This is a genomic window from Serratia sp. BIGb0234, from assembly GCF_024809915.1.
Classification (GTDB): Bacteria; Pseudomonadota; Gammaproteobacteria; order Enterobacterales; family Enterobacteriaceae; genus Serratia; species Serratia liquefaciens.
The window spans coordinates 375,137-400,819 of the sequence record NZ_JANUEI010000001.1 but is presented as its reverse complement, the minus strand read 5'-3'; the positions used below and the strand labels follow the sequence as shown (position 1 = coordinate 400,819).

17 protein-coding genes are annotated in these 25,683 nt (G+C 56.7%); 5 read left to right on the top strand and 12 right to left on the bottom strand.

Annotated features, from left to right (window positions below):
- Positions 1-46 precede the first annotated feature (46 nt).
- From urtA to M2407_RS02045, 5 genes are all read right to left on the bottom strand, one after another.
- Entirely contained in the window at positions 47-1,315 is a 1,269-nt protein-coding gene (urtA, locus tag M2407_RS02065; RefSeq protein WP_259216641.1) for an urea ABC transporter substrate-binding protein, read from the bottom strand.
- A gap of 107 nt (positions 1,316-1,422) precedes the next feature.
- A complete protein-coding gene (locus M2407_RS02060; protein ID WP_046374174.1) occupies positions 1,423-2,121 on the bottom strand; it encodes a GntR family transcriptional regulator in 699 nt (232 codons plus the stop codon).
- A gap of 54 nt (positions 2,122-2,175) precedes the next feature.
- Entirely contained in the window at positions 2,176-5,802 is a 3,627-nt protein-coding gene (gene uca / locus M2407_RS02055; RefSeq protein WP_259216640.1) for an urea carboxylase, read from the bottom strand.
- A gap of 89 nt (positions 5,803-5,891) precedes the next feature.
- The gene (atzF, locus tag M2407_RS02050; protein WP_259216639.1) at positions 5,892-7,763 is read right to left on the bottom strand and encodes an allophanate hydrolase; all 1,872 of its coding nucleotides are present in this window, start codon (positions 7,761-7,763) and stop codon (positions 5,892-5,894) included.
- A 321-nt stretch (positions 7,764-8,084) separates the two neighbouring features.
- Positions 8,085-9,971, bottom strand: coding sequence for a sigma-54-dependent Fis family transcriptional regulator (locus M2407_RS02045; protein WP_259216638.1), 1,887 nt, complete (start codon positions 9,969-9,971; stop codon positions 8,085-8,087).
- A gap of 274 nt (positions 9,972-10,245) precedes the next feature.
- Between M2407_RS02045 and ssuD the strand changes: the two genes are divergently transcribed.
- The 4 genes from ssuD to M2407_RS02025 all read left to right on the top strand — a co-directional run bounded on the left by ssuD (position 10,246) and on the right by M2407_RS02025 (position 16,031).
- Positions 10,246-11,406 carry an FMNH2-dependent alkanesulfonate monooxygenase gene (ssuD, locus tag M2407_RS02040; protein WP_130015964.1) on the top strand — a complete coding sequence of 387 codons (1,161 nt, stop codon included), beginning with the start codon at positions 10,246-10,248 and terminating at the stop codon, positions 11,404-11,406.
- A gap of 16 nt (positions 11,407-11,422) precedes the next feature.
- Positions 11,423-12,514 carry a dimethylsulfone monooxygenase SfnG gene (gene sfnG / locus M2407_RS02035; RefSeq protein ID WP_122077743.1) on the top strand — a complete coding sequence of 364 codons (1,092 nt, stop codon included), beginning with the start codon at positions 11,423-11,425 and terminating at the stop codon, positions 12,512-12,514.
- Entirely contained in the window at positions 12,507-13,901 is a 1,395-nt protein-coding gene (locus M2407_RS02030; protein WP_259216636.1) for an FAD/NAD(P)-binding protein, read from the top strand. Before sfnG ends, M2407_RS02030 begins: the two co-directional genes overlap by 8 nt.
- A gap of 483 nt (positions 13,902-14,384) precedes the next feature.
- Positions 14,385-16,031, top strand: coding sequence for a methyl-accepting chemotaxis protein (locus tag M2407_RS02025; RefSeq protein WP_259216635.1), 1,647 nt, complete (start codon positions 14,385-14,387; stop codon positions 16,029-16,031).
- Between the two features lie 104 nt (positions 16,032-16,135).
- On the opposite strand, the gene M2407_RS02020 is transcribed toward M2407_RS02025, so the two are convergent.
- The 7 genes from M2407_RS02020 to M2407_RS01990 form a co-directional block, all read right to left on the bottom strand.
- Complete coding sequence (locus M2407_RS02020; RefSeq protein WP_020825833.1) at positions 16,136-16,600, bottom strand: DUF1456 family protein; 465 nt, start codon at positions 16,598-16,600, stop codon at positions 16,136-16,138.
- A gap of 279 nt (positions 16,601-16,879) precedes the next feature.
- The gene (locus M2407_RS02015) at positions 16,880-19,447 is read right to left on the bottom strand and encodes a putative mucin/carbohydrate-binding domain-containing protein (protein WP_259216633.1); all 2,568 of its coding nucleotides are present in this window, start codon (positions 19,445-19,447) and stop codon (positions 16,880-16,882) included.
- Positions 19,448-19,719: 272 nt separating this feature from the next.
- On the bottom strand, positions 19,720-20,619 hold the full coding sequence (phnE, locus tag M2407_RS02010) for a phosphonate ABC transporter, permease protein PhnE (RefSeq protein WP_041414326.1): 900 nt from the start codon (positions 20,617-20,619) through the stop codon (positions 19,720-19,722).
- Positions 20,616-21,479: a phosphonate ABC transporter, permease protein PhnE gene (gene phnE / locus M2407_RS02005; RefSeq protein WP_020825830.1), complete on the bottom strand. Its 864-nt coding sequence runs from the start codon at positions 21,477-21,479 to the stop codon at positions 20,616-20,618. Before phnE (M2407_RS02005) ends, phnE (M2407_RS02010) begins: the two co-directional genes overlap by 4 nt.
- Positions 21,480-21,537: 58 nt before the next feature.
- Positions 21,538-22,470 carry a phosphonate ABC transporter substrate-binding protein gene (gene phnD / locus M2407_RS02000; protein WP_020825829.1) on the bottom strand — a complete coding sequence of 311 codons (933 nt, stop codon included), beginning with the start codon at positions 22,468-22,470 and terminating at the stop codon, positions 21,538-21,540.
- 51 nt (positions 22,471-22,521) lie between these two features.
- On the bottom strand, positions 22,522-23,355 hold the full coding sequence (phnC, locus tag M2407_RS01995) for a phosphonate ABC transporter ATP-binding protein (protein WP_020825828.1): 834 nt from the start codon (positions 23,353-23,355) through the stop codon (positions 22,522-22,524).
- A 120-nt stretch (positions 23,356-23,475) separates the two neighbouring features.
- A complete protein-coding gene (locus M2407_RS01990; protein WP_201895604.1) occupies positions 23,476-24,501 on the bottom strand; it encodes a zinc-binding alcohol dehydrogenase family protein in 1,026 nt (341 codons plus the stop codon).
- Between the two features lie 141 nt (positions 24,502-24,642).
- Here M2407_RS01990 and M2407_RS01985 point away from each other — a divergent pair, with 141 nt between their 5' ends.
- Positions 24,643-25,548: a GntR family transcriptional regulator gene (locus M2407_RS01985; protein WP_130015958.1), complete on the top strand. Its 906-nt coding sequence runs from the start codon at positions 24,643-24,645 to the stop codon at positions 25,546-25,548.
- Positions 25,549-25,683 lie beyond the last annotated feature (135 nt).

Sequence of the window (25,683 nt, the reverse complement as noted above, 5' to 3'; positions counted from 1 at the left end):
AATGGGGCGTCGTAGCCTGCCCCCGCCGCAGCGGGGGAACCGGGTTTTACTGACCGCCTTTTACCGGGTGATCCGACTTTTTATCGTTGCCGGCAATGTACGGGCTCCACGGCTGAGCACGAACAGGCGCATCGGTCTGCCACACCACGTTGAACTGACCGTTGCCTTCAATCTCACCGATCATCACCGGCTTATGCAGATGGTGGTTGGTGGCGTCCATGGTCAGGGTAAAGCCCGATGGCGCAGCGAAGGTCTGCCCGGCCATGGCGGCGCGCACCTTATCAACGTCGGTAGTTCCGGCCTTCTCAACCGCCTGCGCCCACATGTGAATGCCGACATAGGTCGCTTCCATCGGGTCGTTGGTCACGGCGGTGGCATAGTTCGGCAAGTTATGGGCCTTGGCGTAGGCTCGCCATTCGCTGACAAACTGCTTGTTGGTCGGGTTATCCACCGACTCGAAGTAGTTCCAGGCCGCCAGATTACCCACCAGCGGTTTGGTGTCGATACCGCGCAGCTCTTCTTCACCGACCGAGAAGGCAATCACCGGCACATCGGTAGCCTTGATCCCCTGGTTGGCCAGCTCTTTGTAGAAGGGGACGTTGGAGTCACCGTTGATGGTGGAGATCACCGCCGTTTTGCCCCCGGCGGAGAATTTTTTAATATTGGCGACAATGGTCTGATAGTCGCTGTAACCGAACGGCGTATAGACCTCTTCAATGTCTTTATCCGGGATCCCTTTCGAATGCAGGAAGGCGCGCAGTATCTTGTTGGTGGTGCGCGGATACACGTAGTCGGTTCCCAACAGGAAGAAGCGTTTGGCCGCTCCGCCGTCTTCGCTCAGCAGATACTCCACCGCCGGGATTGCCTGCTGGTTAGGCGCGGCACCGGTGTAGAACACGTTCGGCGACATCTCTTCCCCTTCGTACTGCACCGGGTAAAACAGCAGGCCGTTCAGCTCTTCAAACACCGGCAGCACTGACTTGCGCGACACCGAAGTCCAGCAGCCAAACACCGCCGCCACCTTGTCCTGACTCAACAGCTGACGCGCCTTCTCGGCGAACAGCGGCCAGTTGGAGGCTGGATCCACCACCACCGGCTCAAGCTTTTTACCCAACACGCCACCTTTGGCGTTGATATCGTCGATGGTCATCAGCGCCACGTCTTTCAGCGGCGTTTCAGAAATCGCCATGGTGCCGGACAGCGAGCTCAGGATACCGACCTTGATGGTGTCGGCGGCCTGTACGCCCCAGGCCATCCCCATGCCGATCACGGTGGCGGACAACGCAAAAGCTTTTATAAAGTGACGACGTTGCATAATTCAAACTCCTGATGTTGATGTTAGAAAACCCACCTTGTTAAGAAGAATTAACCCTAGGAATTTCGAGTTGCAGCCAACAACGCTGCAGCTCGAAAGACGCCGGGTTATGGCTGACGAAGCCGGGCCTGATGCAGCATATGCAGAGTTATTTTTCTTACTTCAGCCTTGCTGACGGCAATATGGTGACTGAGCCGCGTTTGCGCCTCCTCGGTTCGGTGTTGCAAGATCGCCCGCAAAATGGCGGCGTGTTCGTTGTAGGTCGCCTCCACCCGGCTTTCCTGGGTGAAATCGAGCCGACGAATGATGCGAATTTTCTCGGTCAAATCGCGGTGAATACGCGCCATTTCTCCATTCCCCGCCGCCTCGACCAGCGCCATATGAAACTGCTCGTCGTGCACTGAGACGGTTTTTCCCTCCTCCAGCCGCGGTTCGTCGATCCAAAAACGGGTAAGCGCCGCCAACTGCCCCGGCACCTCGCCCATTGGCCGAGCGCACAGCCGTTTTACCGCTTCGCACTCCAACACGATGCGCAGGTCATACAGTTCTTCGAAGTAGGCAAAATCGAACGGGCGCACCTGCCAGCCGCTGCGAAAATGCACCTCTACGTAGCCCTCGCGCTCCAGCCAGAACAACGCCTGACGCACTGGCGTACGGCTGACGTCCATACGCACGGCAATTTCGTTTTCGCTGAAGCGATCGCCCGGCAGCAGGTGAAAATCAAAAATGTCGTCCTTGAGCTGCAGATAGATACGTTCCGCCAGCCCCTCCGGCCGAGCCTTGCTGCGGTTATTGGTGATTTGCATCGCATGCCTCTCCGTGGGCGCGGCATAGCGCGCCCCGACGTGAATGATTGAGCGTCAGCTGGCGTGTTCCAGCCACAGCAGCGCATCGCCCGGCCCCACCGGTCGCCCCTGCTGGCAACTGATGCGCTTGATGATCCCGGCGCGCGGCGCGGTGACCGCCAGCTCCATTTTCATCGCCTCGACCACGATCAGCGGTTGACCGGCTTCCACCCTCTGCCCCGGCTCGACCAGGATCTTCCACACGCTGCCATTCAGGTCGGCGCTGACCAGGTCGCCATCCACCTCTTCCTCATCAGTCTGCGGTGGCAACAATTGGGCCTCGGCCTCCCCCTCCTCCTCCGCCTGCCAGCGCGTCACTTCGTGGCTGAATGCTTGTTGCTGGCGCTGCTGGAAGGCGCTGATGTCTTCCGCGTTTTCCGCCAGAAAACGGCGGTAATCGGCAAAATCGAATTCGCTGTCCTCAATGCGGATCTGCGCGCGCCCTTCGCGGAACGCCTCGCGCTGCTCATCCAGCTCCTGCTCGCTCACCGGGTAGAAACGCACCTGATCGAAGAAATGCAGCAGCCAGGGCTCGCCGGGGTTGAACTGCGGGTTTTTGAGAAATTTGTTCCAAATCGGCAAGGTACGTCCGACCAACTGATAGCCGCCCGGCGAATCCATGCCATAGATGCACATGTACATGCCGCCGATGCCAACCGTGCCTTCGGCGGTATGGGTGCGCGCCGGGTTGTATTTGGAACTGAGCAAACGGTGCCGCGGGTCGATCGGCACCGCACAGGGTGCGCCCAGGTAGACGTCGCCCAGCCCGAGGATCAGGTAGCTGGCGTCGAAGATGATGTCGCGCACCTGCTCGCGGCTGCCGAGCCCGTTGATGCGCTGGATAAAATCGACGTTGTTCGGCAACCAGGGGGCCGACGAACGCACCGTCTGCTGGTAACGTTCCACCGCGCCCAGCGTGGCGGAATCTTCAAACGCCATCGGCAGATAAACCGTTCGCGTCGGCACTTTCAGCTGGCTGACATCACCCAACGCCTGTTCGCGCGCCAACAAGCGCTGGAGTAAATCGGCCTGACCGATAATGCGGCTGTCATAACGGATCTGCAGCGATCGCACGCCGGGTGCCAGCTCCTCCACGCCCGAGATCGCATCCTGCTTGAGCGATTGCATCAGCAAATGGATGCGCAGCCGCAGCGCCAGATCGAGCACGTTGTCGCCGTACTCCAGCAAAATGTAACCATCTCCGGCCTGGCGATAGACCACTGCCGGCCGACTGTCGGTGGCCGGTAACGCCGCCACTATGGCGGCGGAGGCGGTCGTACCCGGCATCAGATCCGGCGGTGCCAGGGTGATGGCCTTCACCGCCGCCAGGGCTTCGATACTGCCGAGCTGCGCCTGCTCCAGCGACTGCGCCTGCTTGAAACCGATAGGATGAAAACGGATGCGATCCCCTGGTTTCACCTGACCGACCTTCCACAGCTCCGCCCTGGCGATGGTCACCGGGCAAACAAAGCCGCCCAGGCTCGGTCCGTCGCGGGTAAGGATCACCGGGAAATCGCCGGTGAAGTTAATCGAACCGATGGCGTACTCGCAGTCGTGCACGTTGGACGGGTGCAGCCCCGCCTCGCCGCCGTCCTGTCGCGCCCATTCCGGTTTAGGCCCGGACAGGCGTACGCCCAACCGGTTGGAGTTGTAATGCACCTGCCATTCGGCGGCAAAGAAACGCTCGATGGATGCCGGGGTAAAGAAGTCGGGTGCGCCGTGCGGACCATACAGCACGCCGATATTCCACAGATTGCCGTACTGCGGGATCAGGCTTTCGTCCATTGCCTGCGGGGCCGCAATCGGCGCCGGAGTCGTGGCGGCAGCCAAACCCGGTTGCGATACCGCCAGCATGTCCGCCACGCGCAGGGTACGGCCGGCGTGGCCGCCAAACTGCCCCAGCGCAAAGGTCGAACGGCTGCCCAGATACACCGGCACGTCAAAACCATTGCGTACCGCCAGATAGGTACGGCATCCCCGCTGTGCTCGCCCCAAACGCAGTACCTGACCGGCACGCACCGCTATCGGCTGCCAGTAGGCCACGGCCTCACCGTCCAGATCGGCGGGACAATCCGCGCCGGTCAGGGCAATAATGGCGTCGCAGTGAAAGCGCAGGGTCGGCCCCTGCAGGGTAAACTCCAGCCCGGCGGCGCTGGGGTGGTTGCCGACAATGCGGTTGGCCAGCCGGAAAGCGAAGTCGTCCATCGGCCCGGACGGCGGCACGCCGATATCCCAATAGCCAACACGGCCGGGATAATCCTGCACGCTGCTGTAGGTGCCCGGCTGCAGCACTTCAATGCTATTGGGTCGGAACCGGAAGCTGTCCAGCATGCGTGTCCAGACGCTGCCGTTCTGGAATGCCTCGGTCGCAATCACCTGTCGCAGGTAGTCCAGGTTAGTGGCAATCCCGTGCAGTCGGGTTGCATCCAGCGCGACACGCATTTTCTCCAGCGCCTGGCGGCGGTCTTCGCCATGAACGATCAGCTTGGCGATCATCGGGTCATAAAAGGCCGACACTTCGCTGCCGGTGGCCACCCAACCGTCGACGCGCACGTCGTCCGGAAAGTGCACTTCAGTCAGCACGCCGGGGCTGGGTTGGAAATGCTTCAGCGGATCTTCGGCATAAATGCGCACCTCAATCGATGCCCCCTGCGGCGCTCGTTGCAACGCCGCCCAGTCCAGCGCATCGCCCGCAGCCACCTGCAACATGCATTCAATCAGATCCAGCCCGGTGACACATTCAGTCACCGGATGCTCCACTTGCAGGCGAGTATTCACTTCCAGAAAATAAAACTCGTCACGCGCAGCGTCGTAGATAAATTCCACGGTGCCGGCGCTGCGGTAGTTGACCGACGCCCCCAGCGCCACTGCGGCTTGATGCAGCGCCTGACGCGTGGCGGCGGGCAGATTCGGTGCCGGGGTTTCCTCCACCACTTTCTGGTTGCGGCGTTGCAATGAGCAGTCGCGCTCACCCAGCGCCACCACCCAGCCCTGACCGTCACCAAATATTTGCACTTCCACGTGCCGGGCCTGATCGACAAAGCGCTCAATAAAGGCCCCAGAGTCGCGGAAGAACTGCTCGCCCAGGCGTTTTACGCTGTCATAAGCCTCACGCAGCGCGGCTTCATCGTCGCAGCGCGTCAGGCCAATGCCACCGCCACCGGCGGTACTTTTCAGCATCACCGGATAACCAATGCGGCCGGCGGCGCTGACCGCCTCCTCAACGCTGTTCAGCAGGCCCGTACCCGGCGTCATCGGCACCTGCGCCACCGCCGCCAGCTCGCGAGCACGGTGTTTCAGGCCAAACTCGCGGATTTGCGCCGCCGTCGGACCGATAAAAGCGATGCCCGCCGTTTCACAGGCGTCGGCAAACTCGGCGCTCTCGGAAAGGAAGCCATAGCCCGGATAAATCGCCTGCGCGCCGGTTTGCGCCGCGGCCGCCAGGATCTTGTCGATGCACAGATAGCTGTCAGCGGCCTTGTCGCCGCCGAGCGGTATCGCCAGATTAGCCTCGGTCACGTGCGGGGCGTTGCGATCGGCGTCGGAATAGACCGCTACGCTGGTGATGCCCAGACGTTTCAGGGTGCGGATCGCCCGGCAGGCAATTTCGCCGCGGTTGGCAATTAATACGGTAGTAAACATAATGAAACCCTTATAAGACCAGATTCGCTATACCCAATAGTTTTCAGGCAGTGGCTAGGCGGCAAACAGGTAAATCCCCGGGAGCTTACTCAGGTAAGTGACTGGGGTGCGCCTGTGCAGCCAACAACGCCACGGTTTGAAAGATGACGGGTATAGTGGCGCCAACCGCCAAATTCAGTGATGTCCGTCGCGCCCTCTAGCGCCCAGGGTTCGCAGATAAAGCCTTTCACCCGTCGCCCGTCTGCCAGCAGCAAGGTGCCCATACCCAGCGGCGCCGGGATCTCGGCCACCAACTCGCCGAAACGCGCCAGCGGGATATCCCATAGTTCGACGCTGATGGCGGCCCCCTGAGCGGCTTTGACCAACCCCGGCTTTGGCGGTTGGCTATTGGCGAGGGCGTAGAGGCGATAGCACGGCGCGGTAGTGGTTTGCTCTACGAAGGTTGCCGCGCGCTGCACGAGCTGGAAATTCAGCGGCATATCGCTGAGGTGCGCACCGACCACCGCTACCCGCACGTGCTGGCTGGATGGCGTCAAGAATTGAGCAGCAGGCAACCGGCGACCCGTTGCGCCAAGCGGCAGATCCTGGGCCTGCTGCCAGCGCTGGCCGAACGCCGCCAACGCACGATCGTGCCAGGCGGGTGCAATCAGGGTGATACCGGCAGGCAATCCGTCGTCACGCATCGGCGCAGGCAGCGCCAGTGCGCTCAGATCGGCCAGGTTGGTGAAATTGGTGTAGGTGCCGAACTGCGAGTTGAACAACACCGGCTCTTGCTCCATTTCCGCCAGGGTGCGGATCGTCGGCGAGGTCGGCACCACCAGCGCATCAAAGGGAGCCAGTTGCTGCTCAATCTGCCGCGTCAGTTCGGCACGCAGGTATTCCGCCTTGTAAGCATCGCAGGCGCTGTACTTCAGGCCGTTATTGACGATGCCGCGCACTACCGGATTGATGGCCTGCGGATTGGCGCTCAGCATCGCTTCGACCGCCACGGTACGCTCCGCCACCCAAGGGCCGTAGTAGAGCTGCTCCGCCAGCACGCGAAACGGCGTAAAATCGAGGGTTTCCAGCGTCACGCCGCTGCTTTTCAACTGCACCAGCGCCCGCTGAAATGCCCGCTCGGCCTGCACATCGCCGAAAAATTCGAGTTGCGCAGGCACCGCGAAACGAGGTGACGCAGGTAAATCCGCCGGGGCGGTGCGGGGGTTAATGCGGGAATAGGCATCGGCTGCGTCATAGCCGCCGGCCAATTCGGCCACCAGCGCTGCGTCCGCCACCGTCAGGGCAAACACCGATACGGTGTCATTCAATCGGCAAGCGGGCACCACGCCACGGTTCGACAGCCCACCTTTGGTCGGTTTCAGGCCGACAATATTGTTGAATCCTGCCGGAACGCGCCCCGAACCTGCGGTGTCGGTGCCCAGAGAAAACGGCGTCAGGCCACGCGCCACTACCGACGCCGAACCGGAGCTGGAACCGCCGCTGACATAGCGGCTATCGAAACTGTTGACCACCGCGCCGTGTGGCGAACGGGTGCCCACCAGCCCGGTCGCGAACTGATCGAGATTGGTTTTACCGATCACGATGGCACCGGCAGCGCACAAATTGGCGACCACGGTGGCATCCGACGCCGCCAGATAAGCGAACTCCGGGCAGGCCGCGCTGGTCGGCCAGCCGCCGACGTCGATGTTGTCTTTTACCGCAAAGGGTACGCCAAACAGCGGAAGCTGGCTGATATCGCCGGCAACCGCTTCAAGCCGCTGCGCCAATCTTTGGTACTGCACTTCACGCTGTGCGGCGCTGGCAAGATACAGCCAGGCGTTGTCATCCACCGGCAGGTCGGCGGCCAGTGCAGTCAGGGTAGCGCGCACGCAGGCAATGCGCTCGTCGGCCGGGCGGGTGTGATAGTGGTGTTGCCATTCGCTGAGGGTGAAACCGCGTAGCGTATTAACAGGCTGGGTCATCGGCTGAATTCCATCTAGTACACAAGATGGGATTCAATAGAGCAACCGACGTGCCAATTTTTAATCGTATGATTTCAATAAATTATAATTAAAACTTATGACAATAAAATAATCATCCTGCACCAGCGCTGCACAATCGGCGAGCAAAAAAGGTGCAGTACACTTTCTGTTATTACAGCGCTGGCGGGGCTTTCTGGTATGCACCACGCTCTCGACTCACGCGGCTAAATGCCGCTTTTCGATTGATCACAAACAAGCCGCAGCCCACTTTGATGAATGCATTAGCGCCAAGGGAACAGGGTTGATGACGGAAGTAACCCGTCACTGCCATATCGCCTCGCGAACTTTAATCGCTCGGGGTAACAGCCCCAAAGCGTAAAAACGGTCGGCTATCGCCTGCTGCTGGCGAATGATATTTAAATCCATTCGGCGTGTCTGATGGCTGCGGCGAGCCAGTGCGTGGGTGAGCGAGGGGATACCTTGTCCCAGTTCGGCCGACAGCAGCGTTGCCGCTTCGTCGCGATGGGCGTCAATATAGTGCCCGGTTTGTTCCAGCGCCGCCATCAGGCCGTGCAGCAAATCGGAAGAGTGGCCGGCGAAATCGCGGTGAGCAAGATAGAACTGATGGTTGTTGACCCTCCCAACGCCGTTGGCGATAACCCTGAACTGCCCGCTTTGTTCGGCATCGCTCAGCAAGGGATCCCACATCATCCAGGCATCCACCGCATGATGATCGCTGGGGGTCAGCGGGTATTTTGGCGGCGCATAAACCACCCGTACGTCTTCCAGCGTCAATCCGGCTTCATCAAGGATCTGCAACAGCAGATAATGCACATTGGAGCCTTTATTGACCGCAATCCGCTTTCCGCGCAGGTCGGCAAGAGTGCGGATCGGGCTGTCATCGGTAACCAGCAACGCCACGCTTTGTGGTGCGGCCGGTTCCCAGGCAACGTACAGCAATGGGCTGTTGCCGGCCTGAGCAAATAAAGGAGGAACCTCGCCGGTGGTGCCAAAATCGATCTCTCGGTTAGTCAGGGCATGCAGCAACTGAGGACCGGCAGGAAACTCGCTCCACAACACGCTCACCCCACTGTCGGCCAGGCGCGCCTCCAGCGACTGGCGGGCCTTGAGTATTCCCAGGTTGCCAAACTTCTGGTAACCAATACGCAGTTCGCGTTCACGGCTGCCGGTCTCCCGGCCTGATTTTAACGCCGTGCCGCCGACGCTTCTCCTGGCTTTGATTAAGCCAAGATGCCCCAGATGGGTACGCAGCGTATTACGGCTGATGCCCAACAGCGCCGCGGCCTGCAACTGGTTACCCTGGCTCAGTTCAAAAGCATTGCGCACCAGCGAGTCGATCACCCGCTGGTAGAGGGGGCCATCGTTACCCACCAACTGCTGGCGAAGGAAGCTGTCCAGCGAAGCATCCCCCTGAGGCGGCAAGCTGGCCATTTCAGCGCTTAGCCTCAGCTGCTGCGGCGTAATCAGCGGCGCTTTGCTGAGCAGCACCGCATTATGCAGGGTGTTTTCCAGCTCGCGGATATTCCCCGGCCACGGGTAATCCATCAGCGTGGCCAGCGCCTCTGCGCTAAGACGCAGTTGAGGGCGCCCCAACCGCCGCGCGTACAGCGTCAGGAAATGCTCAGCCAACAGTGGAATATCCTGCCGCCGCTGGCGCAAGGGAGGCAGAGTCACGGCGGCCACGTTGAGCCGGTAATAAAGATCTTCACGAAAGCGGCGTTCGCGGATGGCATTCGCCAGATCCACATGGGTAGCGGCCACGACGCGGACGTTCACTTTTACCGGCCGATGGGAGCCCACCCGGGTCACTTCCCGTTCTTGCAATACACGCAGCAGCTTTACCTGTAGTGGCAGGCTTAACTCACCGATTTCATCCAGCAGCAAGGTGCCCCCTTCTGCCGCCTCGAACCAACCCTGGTGGCGATCCACCGCCCCGGTGAAAGCACCTTTCTCATGTCCAAACAGTTCCGACTCGGCAAGGCTCTCCGTCAGCGCGCCACAGTTCACCGCCAGAAAGGGGCGATCGCGCCTTAGGCTGTGATGGTGCAGATAGCGGGCCATTAGCTCCTTACCCGTACCGGTTTCGCCCACGATAAGCACGGTGGCGTCCGTCGGAGCCAGACGATCCAGAACGTTTTGGAAGGCAAGAGAAGCGGGGTCAATTAACCGCGGACCGGAGCTTTGCATCGTCGATACCTTTAAGGGAACAGTACAGAAACAATACCGACAGCGGCCAGACAAGACGAGAGGCTCAACCGCCCCCGTTGCTGCAAATGCAACAGCCTGCCATCAGTCACTGCTGCATTTGCAGCAAAACCGTCCACGACAAAAATCGCTAACCCGTTAATAGATAAGAACAAAAAAAACCAATCATTTTGGCATGCTTTCTGCTTGGTTGTTTATAACCAAGCATGGATATTCTATTGAATAAATTAAGATATCGTTATATAGGAAATGACTAATGAGCGAACGGCAGGCGCAAAACATCAACGTATTCTGGTTCTTACCGACCCACGGCGACGGCCGTTATCTGGGCACGACCGAGGGCGGAAGAGCCGTAGATCTGCCTTATTTGCAACAGGTTGCGCTGGCGGCAGACAACCTTGGCTATTACGGCGTGCTGATCCCAACCGGCAAAAGCTGCGAGGATTCCTGGCTGGTCGCGGCCGCACTCGCCCCCCTCACCAAACGTCTGCGCTATCTGGTCGCCGTGCGCCCTGGGTTGCAGCCCCCGAGCCTTGCCGCGCGGATGGCCGCCACGCTGGATCGCCTTTCGGAGGGGCGTCTGTTAATCAACGTGGTGACCGGTGGCGATCCCATCGAGAACAAAGGCGATGGGATCTTCCTCAGTCACGCCGAGCGCTATCAGGTCACCCGCGAGTTTCTGGAGGTCTATTCTCGCCTGCTGAAAAGCGAAAAGGTCGATTTTCAGGGCGATTATTTGCGGGTTGAAGGCGCTGAAGTGCTGTTCCCGCCGGTACAGGAGAACGGGCCGCCGCTATTTTTTGGCGGCTCGTCAGAGGAAGCGCTGGAGGTAGCGGCGAGCCAGATCGACACCTATCTCACCTGGGGAGAACCGGTTGAGCAGGTGGCGGAGAAAATTGCCGTGGTGCGTCGGCGCGCCCAGGAGCGCGGACGCACGCTGGACTACGGCATTCGCCTGCACGTCATTGTTCGGGAAACGGAAGAGGAAGCCTGGGCTGCCGCCGACAAACTGATTGCCCATTTGGATGATGACACCATCGCCGCCGCACAGAAAATTTTCTCGCGTATGGACTCGACCGGACAGGCCCGCATGAGCGCACTGCACGGCGGCTCGAAGGACAGTTTGCGCATCGCCCCCAACTTATGGGCAGGCGTGGGGCTGGTGCGCGGCGGCGCAGGTACCGCACTGGTCGGCAATCCACAACAGGTTGCCGAACGCATCCGTGAATATCAGGCATTGGGGATCACTAATTTTATTTTCTCGGGTTATCCGCACCTGGAAGAGGCTCACCGGTTTGCCGAACTGGTGATGCCACTGTTGCCGCTGGCGGGCAACGTCGAAAAACGTCAGCGCACGGTTAACACCGGGCCATTTGGAGAAACCATCGGCGGCGATCGTCGTCCGGTGAAAAAGTGAAACTGAGGAGAAAACCATGAGCAATGAACCGATCAAGTTCGCCTACTGGGTCCCTAACGTGTCGGGTGGCCTGGTGATCAGCCAAATCCCTCAGCGTACCAGTTGGGATGCAAACTATAACCGCAAGCTGGCGCAAATTGCCGAGCGCGCCGGGTTTGACTATGCCCTGACGCAGATCCGCTTTACCGCCGGCTATGGCGCGGATAATCAACATGAGTCGGTGACATTTTCACAGGACTTGCTGGGAGCGACGGACAAGCTCAAGGTCATCGCCGCCCTGTTGCCGGGCCCATGGAATCCAACCCTCGCCGCCAAACAGATTGCCACCATCAGCCATCTGTCCAACGCGCGTATTGCGGTCAATATCGTCAGCGGTTGGTTCCGGGGCGAGTTCAAAGCCATTGGCGAACCCTGGCTGGATCACGAGGAGCGCTATCTGCGTTCGGAAGAGTTCATTCGCTGCCTGCAGGGCATCTGGCAGCAGGACAGCTTCACCTTTGCCGGTGATTTTTACCGCTTCCGCGACTATTCGCTGAAGCCGAAACCGCTGGATCCGCAACCGGAGATTTTCCAGGGAGGCAGTTCAAGAGCCGCGCGGGATATGGCCGCACGAGTGTCCGACTGGTACTTCACCAACGGCAACACCCCGGAAGGTATCCGTCAGCAGGTTGAAGATATCCAGCTAAAAGCCGCCGAAAATCAGCACAAGGTCAAGATCGGCGTCAATGGCTTCGTCATTGCCCGCCAAACGGAGCAGGAAGCGCAAAGCGTACTGCGTGATATCCTGGACAATGCGAATCCGGATGCGGTGAAAGGGTTCCAGTCTGAGGTGAAAAATGCCGGTAGCGCCTCCCCTGAGGGGGAAGGTAACTGGGCGAAATCGACGCTGGAGGATTTGGTGCAATATAACGATGGCTTCAAAACCAACCTGATTGGCACCCCGCAGCAGATAGCGGAGCGGATCGTCGAACTCAAACAAGCCGGCGTGGATCTGATGCTGCTGGGCTTCCTGCATTTTCAGGAAGAGGTGGAGTTCTTTGGCCGCGAAGTGATCCCGCGGGTTCGCGAGCTGGAACGCCAACAGCAACCGGTGTTAAGTCATGGCTGATCGGCAGATTGTCATCATTGGCGGCGGCTTTAGCGGTACCGCGCTGGCTATTCATCTGGCGCGGTTGGGCCAATCCGGCCTGAAGGTGATCGTTATCGAGCCTCGTGCGCAGTTGGCTCAGGGCGTGGCTTATGGCACGGTCGACCCGGCGCATCGCATAAACGTCCCTGCCGCACGTATGCAGCTTTCCGCCGCCGAAGAAGGCGACTTCGACCGCTGGCTGAGGGCTGAGGGAGGCCTCAAACAGGATGACAAAGCGCTCTGGAGTGATGGCAGCCTTTATCCGCAACGGGGACGGTTCGCCGCCTATATTGTCGACAAGCTGGCCGCTGCGCTGGAAATATCGCCGGTACAGGTCACCCATGTTCAGGATTATGCCGTGGCGCTGCAAAATGCAGAGGTGCTGACGGCCTCCGGGGATAGATATCGCGCGGATGAGGTGGTGCTGGCCATCAGCCACCCTCCCCCTGACGTACCGAGACAACTACAGCAGGTGCCGCAAGACCATCCAGGCCTGATCGCCAACCCGTGGCGGACAGATGCGTTAATCGGGGTGGAGAAGAGTGCGCGGGTGGCTATCATCGGTTCCGGGTTAACCATGTCTGACGTGGTGGCATCGCTTGAGCGCCAGGGGCATCGTGGGCCGATCCTGGCATTCTCGCGCCGCGGCCTGCTGCCCCGGCCAAATCTGACCGGTGAGTCGCCGCCTCGCCAGCTTGATTATCGGCGTCCACAGGCGGACAGCGCCCGCGCCTGGCTGCGGCGAGTCCGACAGGAAGTAGCGCTGGCCGCCAAGGAAGGCCTGCCCTGGCAAGGGGTACTGGATGACATACGGCTGAACGGACAGCAGATTTGGCAACGGCTTTCGCTGAAAGAACAGCGGCGCTTTCTACGCCATCTGCGTCCATGGTGGGACGTGCACCGTTACCGCATTGCACCGCAGGTCAGTGAGGTATTGTCCCTGCTACAGCAAAATGGGCGCCTTAAGGTGCTGGCCGCCAGCCTTAAGCAGGTTGAGGTAGACAAAGAAACGCTCATTCTGACGGTGAAAGCACGCGGTAAAGCCGCCACGGAAACTCTGCGGGTGGATAAACTGATTGTCACAACTGGCCCGGCGCACGGTGCGTTGCTCAACAGCGATGCGCTGCTGAAGCAGCTCGCAGCGGAAGGGGCTATCCAGCCCGATCCGCTGGCGCTGGGAATTTGGGTCGATGGCCACTCGCGAGCGATTGATCGCCAGGGAAAAAGTAACGATCGTCTCTATGTGGCAGGCCCCGCCGCCCGCGGACGCTTCGGTGAACTGATGGGGTTGCCGCAGGTGGCGCAACACGCAGAATCGCTGGCGCAGCAATTGCTCGGCGGTTCGCCAATCCCCCCTGCGAGCTGAAGCCGTTGACAAAGTGCTCTGTTGTTTAATGGTAGGGGCGCTGCATGCTGCACCCAATAGCATAATCAATGAATTAAATCGGGTCGAACATGTTCGACCCCTACCGGTTTAGCCTTTTCGAGCGTTTGTCAGCAGCCTGAGCCCTGTTTGGGTTTGGCTGCACCGCCATTAAAATAGAAACATGATTAATAATAACCAGGAAAAATAAATACGCTCCGTTACAAAACCTTAAGCTATTTTCCCTCGAGGTATCGCTATTACTTTACTGCCGGGCTTTGGATAATAGGTCTCAGGCCAGTTCATGTTATCTGTATGTTTCAACTAAAAACGAAAAGTTAAAAACAAAGATAATTTGGCCCTCAAATCCCGCCCCCAATTAATCACTAAAGTTTTATCGTAATCTGCCGAAAACACACAGCACTTCTCGCGGCAAAATAGTGTTATTTGCCGCACTGGCACCTCACTGAAATCTCAGGTTGTACTATGTTTGAACGATTAAAAATCTCCCACGGGCTAATGGGGATTTTAACCCTATTCTGTATTATTCAGATATTCTCCGGCGCGTGGAGCATTCTGGATGCCTCAGGCACCAATAACCGCATTACCCAAATCTCCTCCGGCTTTAATCAAATCATGGCAATGGATAATGCCTACGCTTCCGTTACCGAGATCCGTGAAGACGTGCTGAAAGATGCCTTGATGCTCAGCACGCAGCCACAAAATCACAATGCAAAAAAATCTCTGGGCGAACTTCGCCAGCGCCTCACTGAAGTTGATAAATTGATGGAAGAATTTTATCAACTGTCACTGAAGGATCAGGATGAACAAGCGCGGACCAAGAACGTCAAGAATCTGTATGAAAAAGCACGCGGCGACCTGCTTAAATTAATTATCAGCCTGGAAGATGGCGATATCTCCCGTTTCCAAACAATTATGCACAATAGCTCAGCCACGCATTTCATGTCTGCGCTTGATGAGACCTCAGCCTACGTTGCCAACGATATTATTACTCCAGCGGGTATTGCGGCACAGGACAGTTACCATAAAATGGTGCCTTTATCGTTGACGTTTATTTTTATCTTTATTCTGCTAACCGGCGTGGTACTGGTCTGGATCAGAAAATATGTGATCAACAAAATCAATCAGATTATCGACTATCAAGCTGAAATTGCACACGGAAATTTGGCGATAGAAATTAATGCCAGTGGAAATAATGAAATTGGCAAGCTGATGCAAGGGCTCGTCAATATGCGTGATGAGCTGGCGAATACCGTCAGCGCCGTCCGTGCAGGCACGCAAAATATTTATACCGGCGTGCAGGAAATTGCCGCGGGTAACAACGACCTCTCAAGCCGCACGGAAGAACAGGCAAGTTCGCTGGAAGAAACGGCGGCCAGCATGGAGCAGCTTTCTGCTACGGTGAAAAACAACGCAGAGAGCGCCGGCGCTGCCACTTCGTTGGTGAAAAGCGCTTCGCAAAGTGCCATCAACGGCGGCGAGATTACTCGCAAAATGGTGGTCACCATGAGCGATATCGCCGACAGCTCACGCAAAATTGGTGATATCACCAGCGTCATTGACGGTATCGCTTTCCAAACCAATATTTTGGCCCTGAATGCGGCGGTAGAAGCGGCCCGTGCAGGTGAACAAGGCCGTGGCTTTGCCGTGGTCGCCGGTGAAGTGCGCAACCTTGCACAGCGCAGCGCTCAGGCAGCCAAAGAAATTAAAACGCTGATTGATACGTCGGTGCTGCGCGTCAGTCAGGGCAACGATCTGGTGGAGAACGTTAACGGGGCTATGACGGAAATTGTTACCGCCATCGGTCAGGTCACGGAAACCATGCAGGAGATCTCAAGCGCCTCAGAAGAGCAGAGCCGTGGGATTGCACAAATCGCGCAAGCCGTTAACGAAATGGATAAGGTGACCCAGCAGAATGCCGCGCTGGTTGAACAATCAGCTTCCGCCGCCAGTGCACTGGAAGATCAGGCCAATCACTTGAACCAAACCGTCGCCGTTTTCAAACTCGCCACGTCCGCGCCCGCCGCGATTAATGTCCGGCCGCAGGTTATTACCGCAGCGAAAGGACCAGCGCTTGCCGATGATGACGCGGAGAATTGGAGCCGTTTTTGAGACGCTAAATAAGAGTTAAGCTCGATTTTGGTTCATATCGCAGAAAGAACAACGCCAACAGGATGTTGGCGTTGAGAAGCGGTTTTCATCAATGGTGGCGTAACTTATGCGCCGCGCAGGCGTTGCGCCAAGCCTTTGAGGAAATAACGCAGCATCTGATCGCCGCACGGGCGGAAGTTTTTGGTGCCTTCTTTGCGGAACAGCGCACTTAGCTCCGGCTTGGAAATGCGGAAATCTACGGCGGTGAAAATCTGGTGCATGTCGGTATCTTTCAACTCAAACGCCACGCGCAGCTTTTTCAACACCAGGTTATTGGTGATCGGCAGTTCCACTTCCGGCGCCGGGAACTTGTCGTCCTTGCCGCGTTTGAAAAACACCAGACCGTTCAGGAAGTGAGCCATCACTTCGTCCGGGCACTTCTCGAAACCTGGCTCACCTTCTTTGATGACGTAAGCACCCATTGCCGAGACCGCAACATCGAAATTATCCAGCTTGATAATCTCGACCATTTTCGCGTCGTTAATACTCAGCATGTAGCGCACGCTGCGCAGCACGTCATTGTTGATCATAGAATTGCCTTTAGCTTGTAAACCGGAAGGCGTGCTCGCGTTGTTAAATCAAATAAGTGCCGCACGCCTTGAATATGTGCGGCAGTATAAGGATCAGTGCAGGGTTTCTCAATCGATTTGGCTTTTGGGTTATCAAACCGGCACCATATATATACCCTAAATAATTGGAGTTGCATCAAGGCGGCAAGGGAGCGCATCCCGATGAGCTTACTGTAGTAAGTGATTCGGGTAAGTGAGCGCAGCCAACACAGAGGCAGCTTCAAGTATGACGGGTATAGGTTATTCAGTAATCCGTTCCAGCCCTATCGGCGTGAGGCAATAGCTCTGCTGCTTGCCCTTTTCAGCCAGCCGGACATGCTGCATCTCGTTGGTGATAATCAGGCGGTTATCCGGTTCCTCATGACGCAGTTGAATCACCTCGCCGCCGTAGCCGGAAATTGGCAACACGACCGAACGAGCCTGTTGCTCCTGGTTACCCACCACCTCATCGCTATACAGCACGTTACCTTCCGCATCCGTGTAGCTAACGGCCGCATAAACATCCGTGAAGTAATGATGTGCAATCCCTGCCCCAATCGACAGGGTGAAAGTTTTCTTCACCAAATCGACCGTACCGGTCAGGAACTGACGATCGCCAATGCCTTTGCCGGCAAGGGTAAAGGCATTGCCCAGGTGATCTCCCGGCCGGGTATTGTGAGCCGGAATGCAGTCCTGATAGCTTGCCGATAACTGCTCGCGCTGCGGGCTGTCGAAGGTATTGATCGCCAGATAGATATCGTCTTTAAACTCACTGAACGGCGCTAAATAGGCCTGACGGTATTCACGCAGACGCTGTACCGCTGCCTCAAGACGCACCAACAGAGCTGCCTGCGGATCTCCCGACAAGGTTTCGTTCTTCAATCCGTATTGGGTGATCGTCAATACGTTAGTTTTATTTTTATTATCAATGATATCCGGAGAGGCCGGTGCCACCCGTACGCGTCCCGGCTCCACATGATAGATTTCAATTTTGTCGCCGACGGCAAGAGGCAACTCATCATGGCTCAGGCTCGCGGCGGTACCCTGGATATCCTTGCTGAAGATCACCGCATCTTGTGCATTGCGCAGGGTGATTTTGGCATAGGTCTCTCCGGGGAAATAAGAGTGCGGTTCCTTGCTGGTAACGTCAATCACCACTTTGCCCCTGCCGCGATCGGCCACAACCGTGGCGAAAACGGCATCACTCAGCCCCAACAGATTAATTTCTTGCGTGGCGATCGGCGACGCAACTTTTTTAACCAAACCGAGCTTCAGCGCGTTATCGCCCTGTTTCAGCACCAGGTAACCCTGGGCCAACTGATACTTCCGGTCTTTGCCGGTAGGCAGTCGCAGGGTATAAACGCCAATCGGCAGCTCTTTCAGCACCAGGGTTGGGCTGTCGATCCGCATTTTGCGAACGTAACGGGCCCCGTCCAGCAGGATCAGATCTTCGCCGTAAATCTGGGCGAAATCGTCAATGTCAAAGCTCAGGGTAACGTTGCCTTTCAGACCGGTAGCCTTCAACTGGGCGGAATCCACCAGACGCAGGGTGGAGTCCAGCTTCAACTGCGTTTTCACCGCATCGAGATCCTGCGCGGCAACCAATTGATAGAGAGGATAAACCGCTTTCGCGTGGCTAAAGACATTACGCTTCTGCTGAGCCGGTGTGACGTAGCCGCCGACCAGTTGGATAAATGGCGTAACGTCAATCTGCTCGCCGGAGACCGCAAAGCTTTCGCTGAGCATATCCAGCAGCGCATGTTCGGAAGGAACAAAGCCTGGGGTGTTGCAACGTTTACGGTATTGCTGATTAAAGTGGGTGAAGGCATTTTTGCCCGCCTTATCCACCATCAGAACCGCAAAGTAGAGTTTCGAGCGCAGGTCCCATTGATTAAGCGGAGTAGCTTTGGCGATAAAATCGACAATAACCTTCTCCACGCCGGCCATATCGCCATGCGCATACAACCAGCCTTCTTGATATTTGCGTGCCCCCAGCATCACGTCCTGATAACAGGCAGCATAGATATTGTTCCACATCTCACCGGTGGCGAAGTATTTATCGCCCATAAAATGGCCCTGATAACCATGGGCAATTTCATGCAGGCTTCCCCAGTTATTGTCTTTCGGGGTTAGCCAGAAACTGCTGACCGAATTACTGGTTTCCGCCGTCCAACGACCACCGTAATAAGCAGCGCCGGCGCCATTTTTATCAGCCTTAATAAAGTAGCGGTTTTTAATATTAAGATCCGAAGCATTCTCATCCTCGAATGACACCCCCGCCAGCGCATTATAAAAAGTAAAAATACGATCGTAATAGGCGATCAGGCCGTCGATGTTTTTAGCTTCGCCCAGCGCCTTCAGCTCTTTTTTGCTGATTTTTGGCACCAGTAGCGCCGCGTAGTCGGACTCGACAAGTGCAAATTCCGCATCCTGATTATCCCAGCGGGCGAAGAACGCCGTTTCGTTTTCGCCTTTACGGTAGACCGGCAAGATTTTCGACGTGTCCGGGTACTCAACCTCCACGACGGGCGCCCCAGCCGCGTATGGCGTGTCGATAAACGGCACGGATACGGCCTTCACGCTGGCCTCAACCCAGCTGCTGCCGATAGTGAATTCGGCCTCGGTTTTGCTGTCGTCGTTCAACAAGCGCAGCTTCAGCTTGCCGCTAAAGGCAGAATTGGTCTGGCGAACTCGCACCACTTGGCCGGCGGCGAGAATAATCCCCAGATGTTGACGATCGTGGTCAATCCCTTTGCTCATGCCCGCAGCATCTAACCAAACGGGTCGCGTCAAAGTATAAAGTGATTTTGATTTAGTGATAGTTGGCATCCTGCATTCCTCAAGGTTATTTTGTCCTCTAACAGACCTGGATAAAATAATTAAGAATGCACTTACGCACTAATCGATAACGATTACTGAAGTACCACACAACACATAGAACAGCGATGGGGATAAATCCCATAAAAATAACAAGGCGCAACGGTGACATTGCGCCTTAATCATAATTACCTGGCTATTTATACGCTGCGTTAATCTTGTAAGTGGATAACGCAGCATCAGAAGCCAAATATGTCCAACCGCCAGTGAAATAGTGTCAGTGCTTAATCGATTTGGCTTTTCTGCTGGTACAACGGAATGTCTTCGCCGATGATGTATTTATTACGCAGGATCGACGACACCTTATCCATAATCATCACCACCACCACCAGGATCAGCGTGATAAACATCACGACGTCCCAATTCCACAGCCGCATGTTTTCCGCATACACCAACCCTATGCCGCCAGCCCCCACAAAGCCCAACACTGCCGCCGAGCGGGTATTGGATTCAATCTGGTAAAGGCTTAACGCCAGAAAGGTCGGGAACGACTGGGTGAAGATACCGTAACGGTGCTTTTGCAGGCCGTTGGCCCCCACCGCCGTCAGACCACGACTCGGGGATTTATCGACCGCCTCATGCCCTTCCGCATAGAGTTTTCCGAGCAGACCAACGTCCTGCATCACGATCGCCAGCACCCCAGCCAGCGGCCCCATACCAACCGCGCGGACAAAAATAAGCCCCCAGATCGCCATATCGATGCCACGAAAAATATCTAAAAACCGCCGCACCACCACCGATATGGGTCGCAACAGCGGCGTTGACATCACGTTGCGCGCTGCGAAGAACGACAGCGGCAAGGCGATCAGCGAAGCGGTAATGGTCCCGGCGAACACGATGCCGATGGTGATGAAAATCTGCTGGAAATAGTACATGAACGGCCAGTTGACGAAATCATGCCAGACGAACATGCGCATAAAATAGCGGCCAAGCTGATGGCATCCGTTAACGAACTGCGGCCAGGAGATGCCGAAAAACTGGAAGAAGAACAGGTAATACAGCGCGATCGCTACCGCGATGATGCCGACGGTGCGCAGGTAGCGACGCTGCTGCGAGAATATTTCCGGATGCTGCTGCTTGAGCGCCTGCATTCCTTCCGCCGTGAGCGTTGGTGCTGTGATCATTTTTTCCCCTCCACGACCCGTTTGCGCAGTTCGCCCGAGGCATAGTCCAGCAGCGAAACCACCAGAATAATCAGCAGCAGCGTCATGCTGACCTGGTCATAGCGATCGAGTTTGATATTGGTCATCAGCTCTTGGCCGATGCCGCCCGCCCCCACCAGCCCCAAAATGGTCGACTGACGGAAGTTGATTTCCAGGCGCATAAAGCTGTACGACAAGAAGACCGGTTTTACCTGCGGCCAAAGGCCAAACCGCATGCGCTGCAGCGGCGTCGCGCCACAGGCCGCCAGCCCACGTACCGGCTTGTTGGACGCGGTTTCGATCGATTCATAAAACAGTTTGGTCAGGCTGCCGATGGTGTGCAGCGCCAGGGCTAAAAAGCCCGGAATGGCACCGATGCCAAACGCCATCACGAACATGACTGCCCAGGCCAGCTCCGGCATGGTGCGCAAAAACGCCACCAGCGTCCGGATTGCCAGCCGCAACGACGCCGGGCTGTGGGTATTATTGGCCGCCAGGAATGCCAGCGCCCCCGCCACCAGTACCGAAAGAATGGTGGCCGCCAGCGCCAGCTGCAGCGTTTCCCAAATCAGCGGCAGTTGGATATTCAACCGATAGCCCCAGTAGGCCAAAGAGCCTTCGGTGCGGCCATCGGCGAACAGCAGATTCCAATGCAGGGTGGGGATGGTTTCCGCCAGATAATCAAAGAAGTGAGGAATGGAGACCCACACGGTGTGCAGGTTGAACTCGGCGATGCTGCCGGCGCCCAGGTAGAGCGCCACCAGACCGAGCGACCAAAACAGCGTCTCGCGCTTTTGCTTGCTGCGGATCTGTTGGTAGTAGTGCGCAAAATCTGTATTCAAAATAGGTTTCCGACGTGAGGAATTCAGCGGGGCTCGACCAGGCCGAGCCCCGTCAGCATTAACGGTCGCCTTTGGTCAGCTCACGTTTCATGTCGATGATGTTCTGGTATTCCGCCAGAGTGGTGTCACCGATGTGCTGTTTACCGCCCATGGCCTTGATGAAGCACTGGTGATCGTCCTTATCCAGCTTCTTAATGGCCGTCACGACCTTGGCTTTGAAATCAGCCGGCAGCGAGTTGCTCACCAGGATTGGGCCATTCGGGATCAGCGGCGACTGCCAGATAATGCGCAGCTGTTTCATCAGATCGGGATGGTCCATACGGATCATGCGGTTGAACGCGCCGCTGGTATAGCCGGTGTTGTAGTCGCCGATCATCGACGCCCAGGTCACCGCGCCTTCGAACTGGCCGTTCAGCACGCCAAGGATGTCCTGCTCATGGCCGCCGGAGAAGGTGACGCTAGAGAAGGCGTTGTTATATTTATTGTCTACCGTGCCGCCGAACAGTTTCTTGAACTCCTGGTTCGGGATCAGGAAACCGGAAGTGGAATCCGGATCGGCGAAGCCAATGGCCTTGCCCTTCAGATCTTCCAGCTTTTTATACGGGCTACCAGCTTTAACCACTACCACGGAGTGGTAACCGCGAGATTGGTCTACGTCGTCAATCGCGATGCCGACGATATCTACCGCTTTCGGATCCTTGATATAGACCGAGGCAAACGACGACGGTGACATGCTCAGCACCAGATCGATTTTGCCGCCCAGCAGGCCCTGGATCACGCCAGAATAGTCAGAGGAGTTGCGCAGCTTGGTGTCCACGTTCAGTTCCTTGTCCAGGAACTGCTTCACGCACTGGTTGTCGCCGATTTGCTGGGTGGCGTTCTGTCCGCCAAGAATGCCCAGATTCAGTTCTTTAGGTGCATCCGCTGCGGCAGCATTAAATACCATCATCGCGCCGGCCATCACTGTGGTCAGACTCAATACTTTTTTCATTACAATGCCTTGTGTGTGTAAAGGTAAAAGTGAAGATAAAGGTTCTGGTGGTTAATGGATCTGATTGGCTTCCTCGCCGTACAGCTGGTGCAGTATCCGTTCGTTCAATTGCGAAGGGTGGCCGTCAAACACGATCTTGCCCTGTGCAATGCCGATCACCCGGGTGCAGTACTCTTTTACCAACTCGACCGAGTGCAGGTTCACCATCACTGCGATGTCGTTTTCGCTGACTTTTTGCAGCGCATCCATAATGCGACGGGTATTTTTCGGATCGAGCGACGCCACCGGCTCATCGGCCAGCAGGATTTTGGGGTTTTGCATCAGCGCGCGGCAGATCGCCACTCGCTGCATTTGACCGCCTGACAGGTTTTCGGCGCGCTGCAGGGCATGCGGCAGCATATTGAGCCATTGCAACAGCTCGATAGCACGGGCGCGGTCGGTATCGTCAAACAGTTTGAAGAAGGATTTCAGGGTCGAGGTGTGGCTCAGTCGCCCCAACAGCACGTTGGTCATCACGTCCAGCCGTGGCACCAGGCAGAAGTCCTGGAAAATCATGCCGCAGCGGGCACGCCATTGCCGCATCTGACGAGGGGAAAGCTGCGCGATATCCTGAGCTACGCCGTCATCCTCAAAGTGCAGCATCTCGCCACAGCTCGAAGGAATGGTGCCGTTCAGGGTATGCAGCAAGGTGGATTTGCCGGCGCCGGAACGCCCGATCACCGCCACGAATTCACCGACGTGCAGATCGAAGTTGATGTCATCCAGCACGCGATGCTGAGATTTATACGCTTTTCCCAAACCTTTAACCGATAACACTTTTTGTAGTTGAACCGGTTGCTGCCCTGGAAAATCGGTTGGTGCCAGTTTTAACAGTGCCTGAGCCATATGATTTCTCTGGTTTCAGTGACTAATCATTATGGGCACCTATTAACGGATAAGTTTATGACAACGGGATGATGCTTTTGTGGCCGGGAAATGACGCGTGCCATCATTTCCCGCTGGGGCTTATTGAAAGTGAATGACACCCTTAATTAACTGCCTGTTGTTGATCACCTGCGCTTCGTAATGCTCCGCCAGGCTATCGAAATCAAAATGGTGTGAAAGCATCATCTGCGCGGTGATTTTCCCTGCCGCCATCAGCCGCCCCACCTTGGCAAAGTCTTCGCTGGTCGCGTTGCGGCTGCCCATCAAGGTAGTTTCCTTTTTATGGAACTCCGGATCGGAGAACTGCAGGTCGCCCTTAAACAAGCCGACAAACACGATGCTGCCGCCGTGACGAATCAGATCAACGGCGTGGTTCATCGCCTGCGGGTTGCCGGTGGCGTCAATCACCTTGGCGGCCAATTTGCCGTCGAACTGGCCGTGCAGCGCCGCATCAAAGCGTTCATCCTGCGGATCAAGCGTTGGTAACTGCAACACCTGCTCGACGTGCCGCCGACGCTCGGCGCTGGTATCCGCCACCACCACCTGCGCGCCATCGGCTTTGGCAATCGCCGCGACGCCCAGCCCGATAGGCCCGGCACCTACCACCAGCAGCTGATCGTCCGCCGCAATCCCGGCACGACGCACCGCATGAGCGCTGATGGCAAAGGGCTCAATCAGTGCCGCCGCTTCAGGAGCCACATCGTCCACCGCCAGCAGGTTGCCGATCGGCACGCTGAGGTATTCGCAAAAACCGCCATCCTGATGAACACCCATCACCGAAATATTCTCGCAGCAGTTGGTTTTGCCACTTTGGCAAGCGCCACAGCGGTGGCAAGAAATATACGGCATTACCGCCACCCGCTGGCCCACCTGCCAGTCAGTGGTGTTATTGCCGACGCTGACAATTTCACCGCATATTTCATGGCCCAATACGCGTGGATAACTGAAGAAAGGCTGATGACCGGACCAGGCATGAATATCCGTGCCGCAAATGCCGACGGTGATTATTTTGATCACCACTTCCTGCGCGGCAGGAAAAGGCACCGGACGCCGTTGATAAACTAATTTTGTCGGCTGCTCACACACTAAGGTTTTCATTGTTGTCATCGTTTTTCCTCCACTAATGATGAGGAGGTTATTAAATAAAAACCGGAGCGCCGCCGATATGTTCAGACAAATCTGTGAGGTATCGCTAAATAAACCGATTTAAATTGGTTTTAAATGCATAAAAAACACCTGAGGCACAGCATGAGCAGAACCCAAAACCTGCGGCAAAACGTGGTAAACCAGATGATCGACAGCATCAATAACGGCCACCTGCGCTCGCCGCTGCCGTCTCAGGCCGCCCTGGCCGAAATGTACAACATCAGCCGCACCACCGTACGCCATACGCTGGCGCACTTGTCCCAGTGTGGCGTGCTGGAAAAAGTCGGCGATGACTACGTTATTTTACGCCGGGCACTGCCGCAAGATGGCTTCGACTGCCAGAACCTTTCTCTTGATGAACAGGGGAAAAAGTTTGAAAAGGCGTTCTACCAAATGATCAACCAAAAGCAGCTGCGCGCCGGCGATACCTTCAGCGAACTGCAGCTGTCGCGTGCGGTCAACGTGAGCCCGGTGGTGGTGCGGGAGTTTCTGCTGCACTTCAGCCGTTACAACCTGATCGACAGCGTCCGGCGCGGTCAGTGGAGCATGAAGAAATTTGATCAACGCTACGCCGAACAGCTGTTTGAATTGCGCCAGATGCTGGAAACGCACGCCCTTTCCCACTTTATCAATCTGCCGATGCACGACGAGCGCTGGCTGCAGGCCAAAGAGCTGCTGAGCCGTCACCGCCAACTGCGGGAAAACATCAGCGACAACTATCGCCTGTTTTCCCAATTGGATCGCGATTTCCACGGGCTGATTCTCTCCGCTGCCAACAACCCGTTCTTCAACCAGTCGCTGGAGATCATTTCCGTGATTTTCCATTTCCACTATCAGTGGGATGAAACCGATCTTAAACAGCGCAATATCGTCGCCATTGAAGAACACATGACCATTCTCAGCGCGTTGATCTGCCGTAACGATCAGGAAGCCATCAACGGCCTGCACCGCCATCTGGACACCGCCAAGCAGTCCATGATCCGCTCGATCAATCAGAGCATCGCCTGATTCAGGGTGGCGTTCTTTATTGATAAAAAACATCCCCACAGCATTTAAAACCGATAAAAAGCAGCAAAATATTGGCTGCTGCACGGAACCGCGACAAAACACACCGCCAACCCCATTTCGCCCACTAGGCTTACT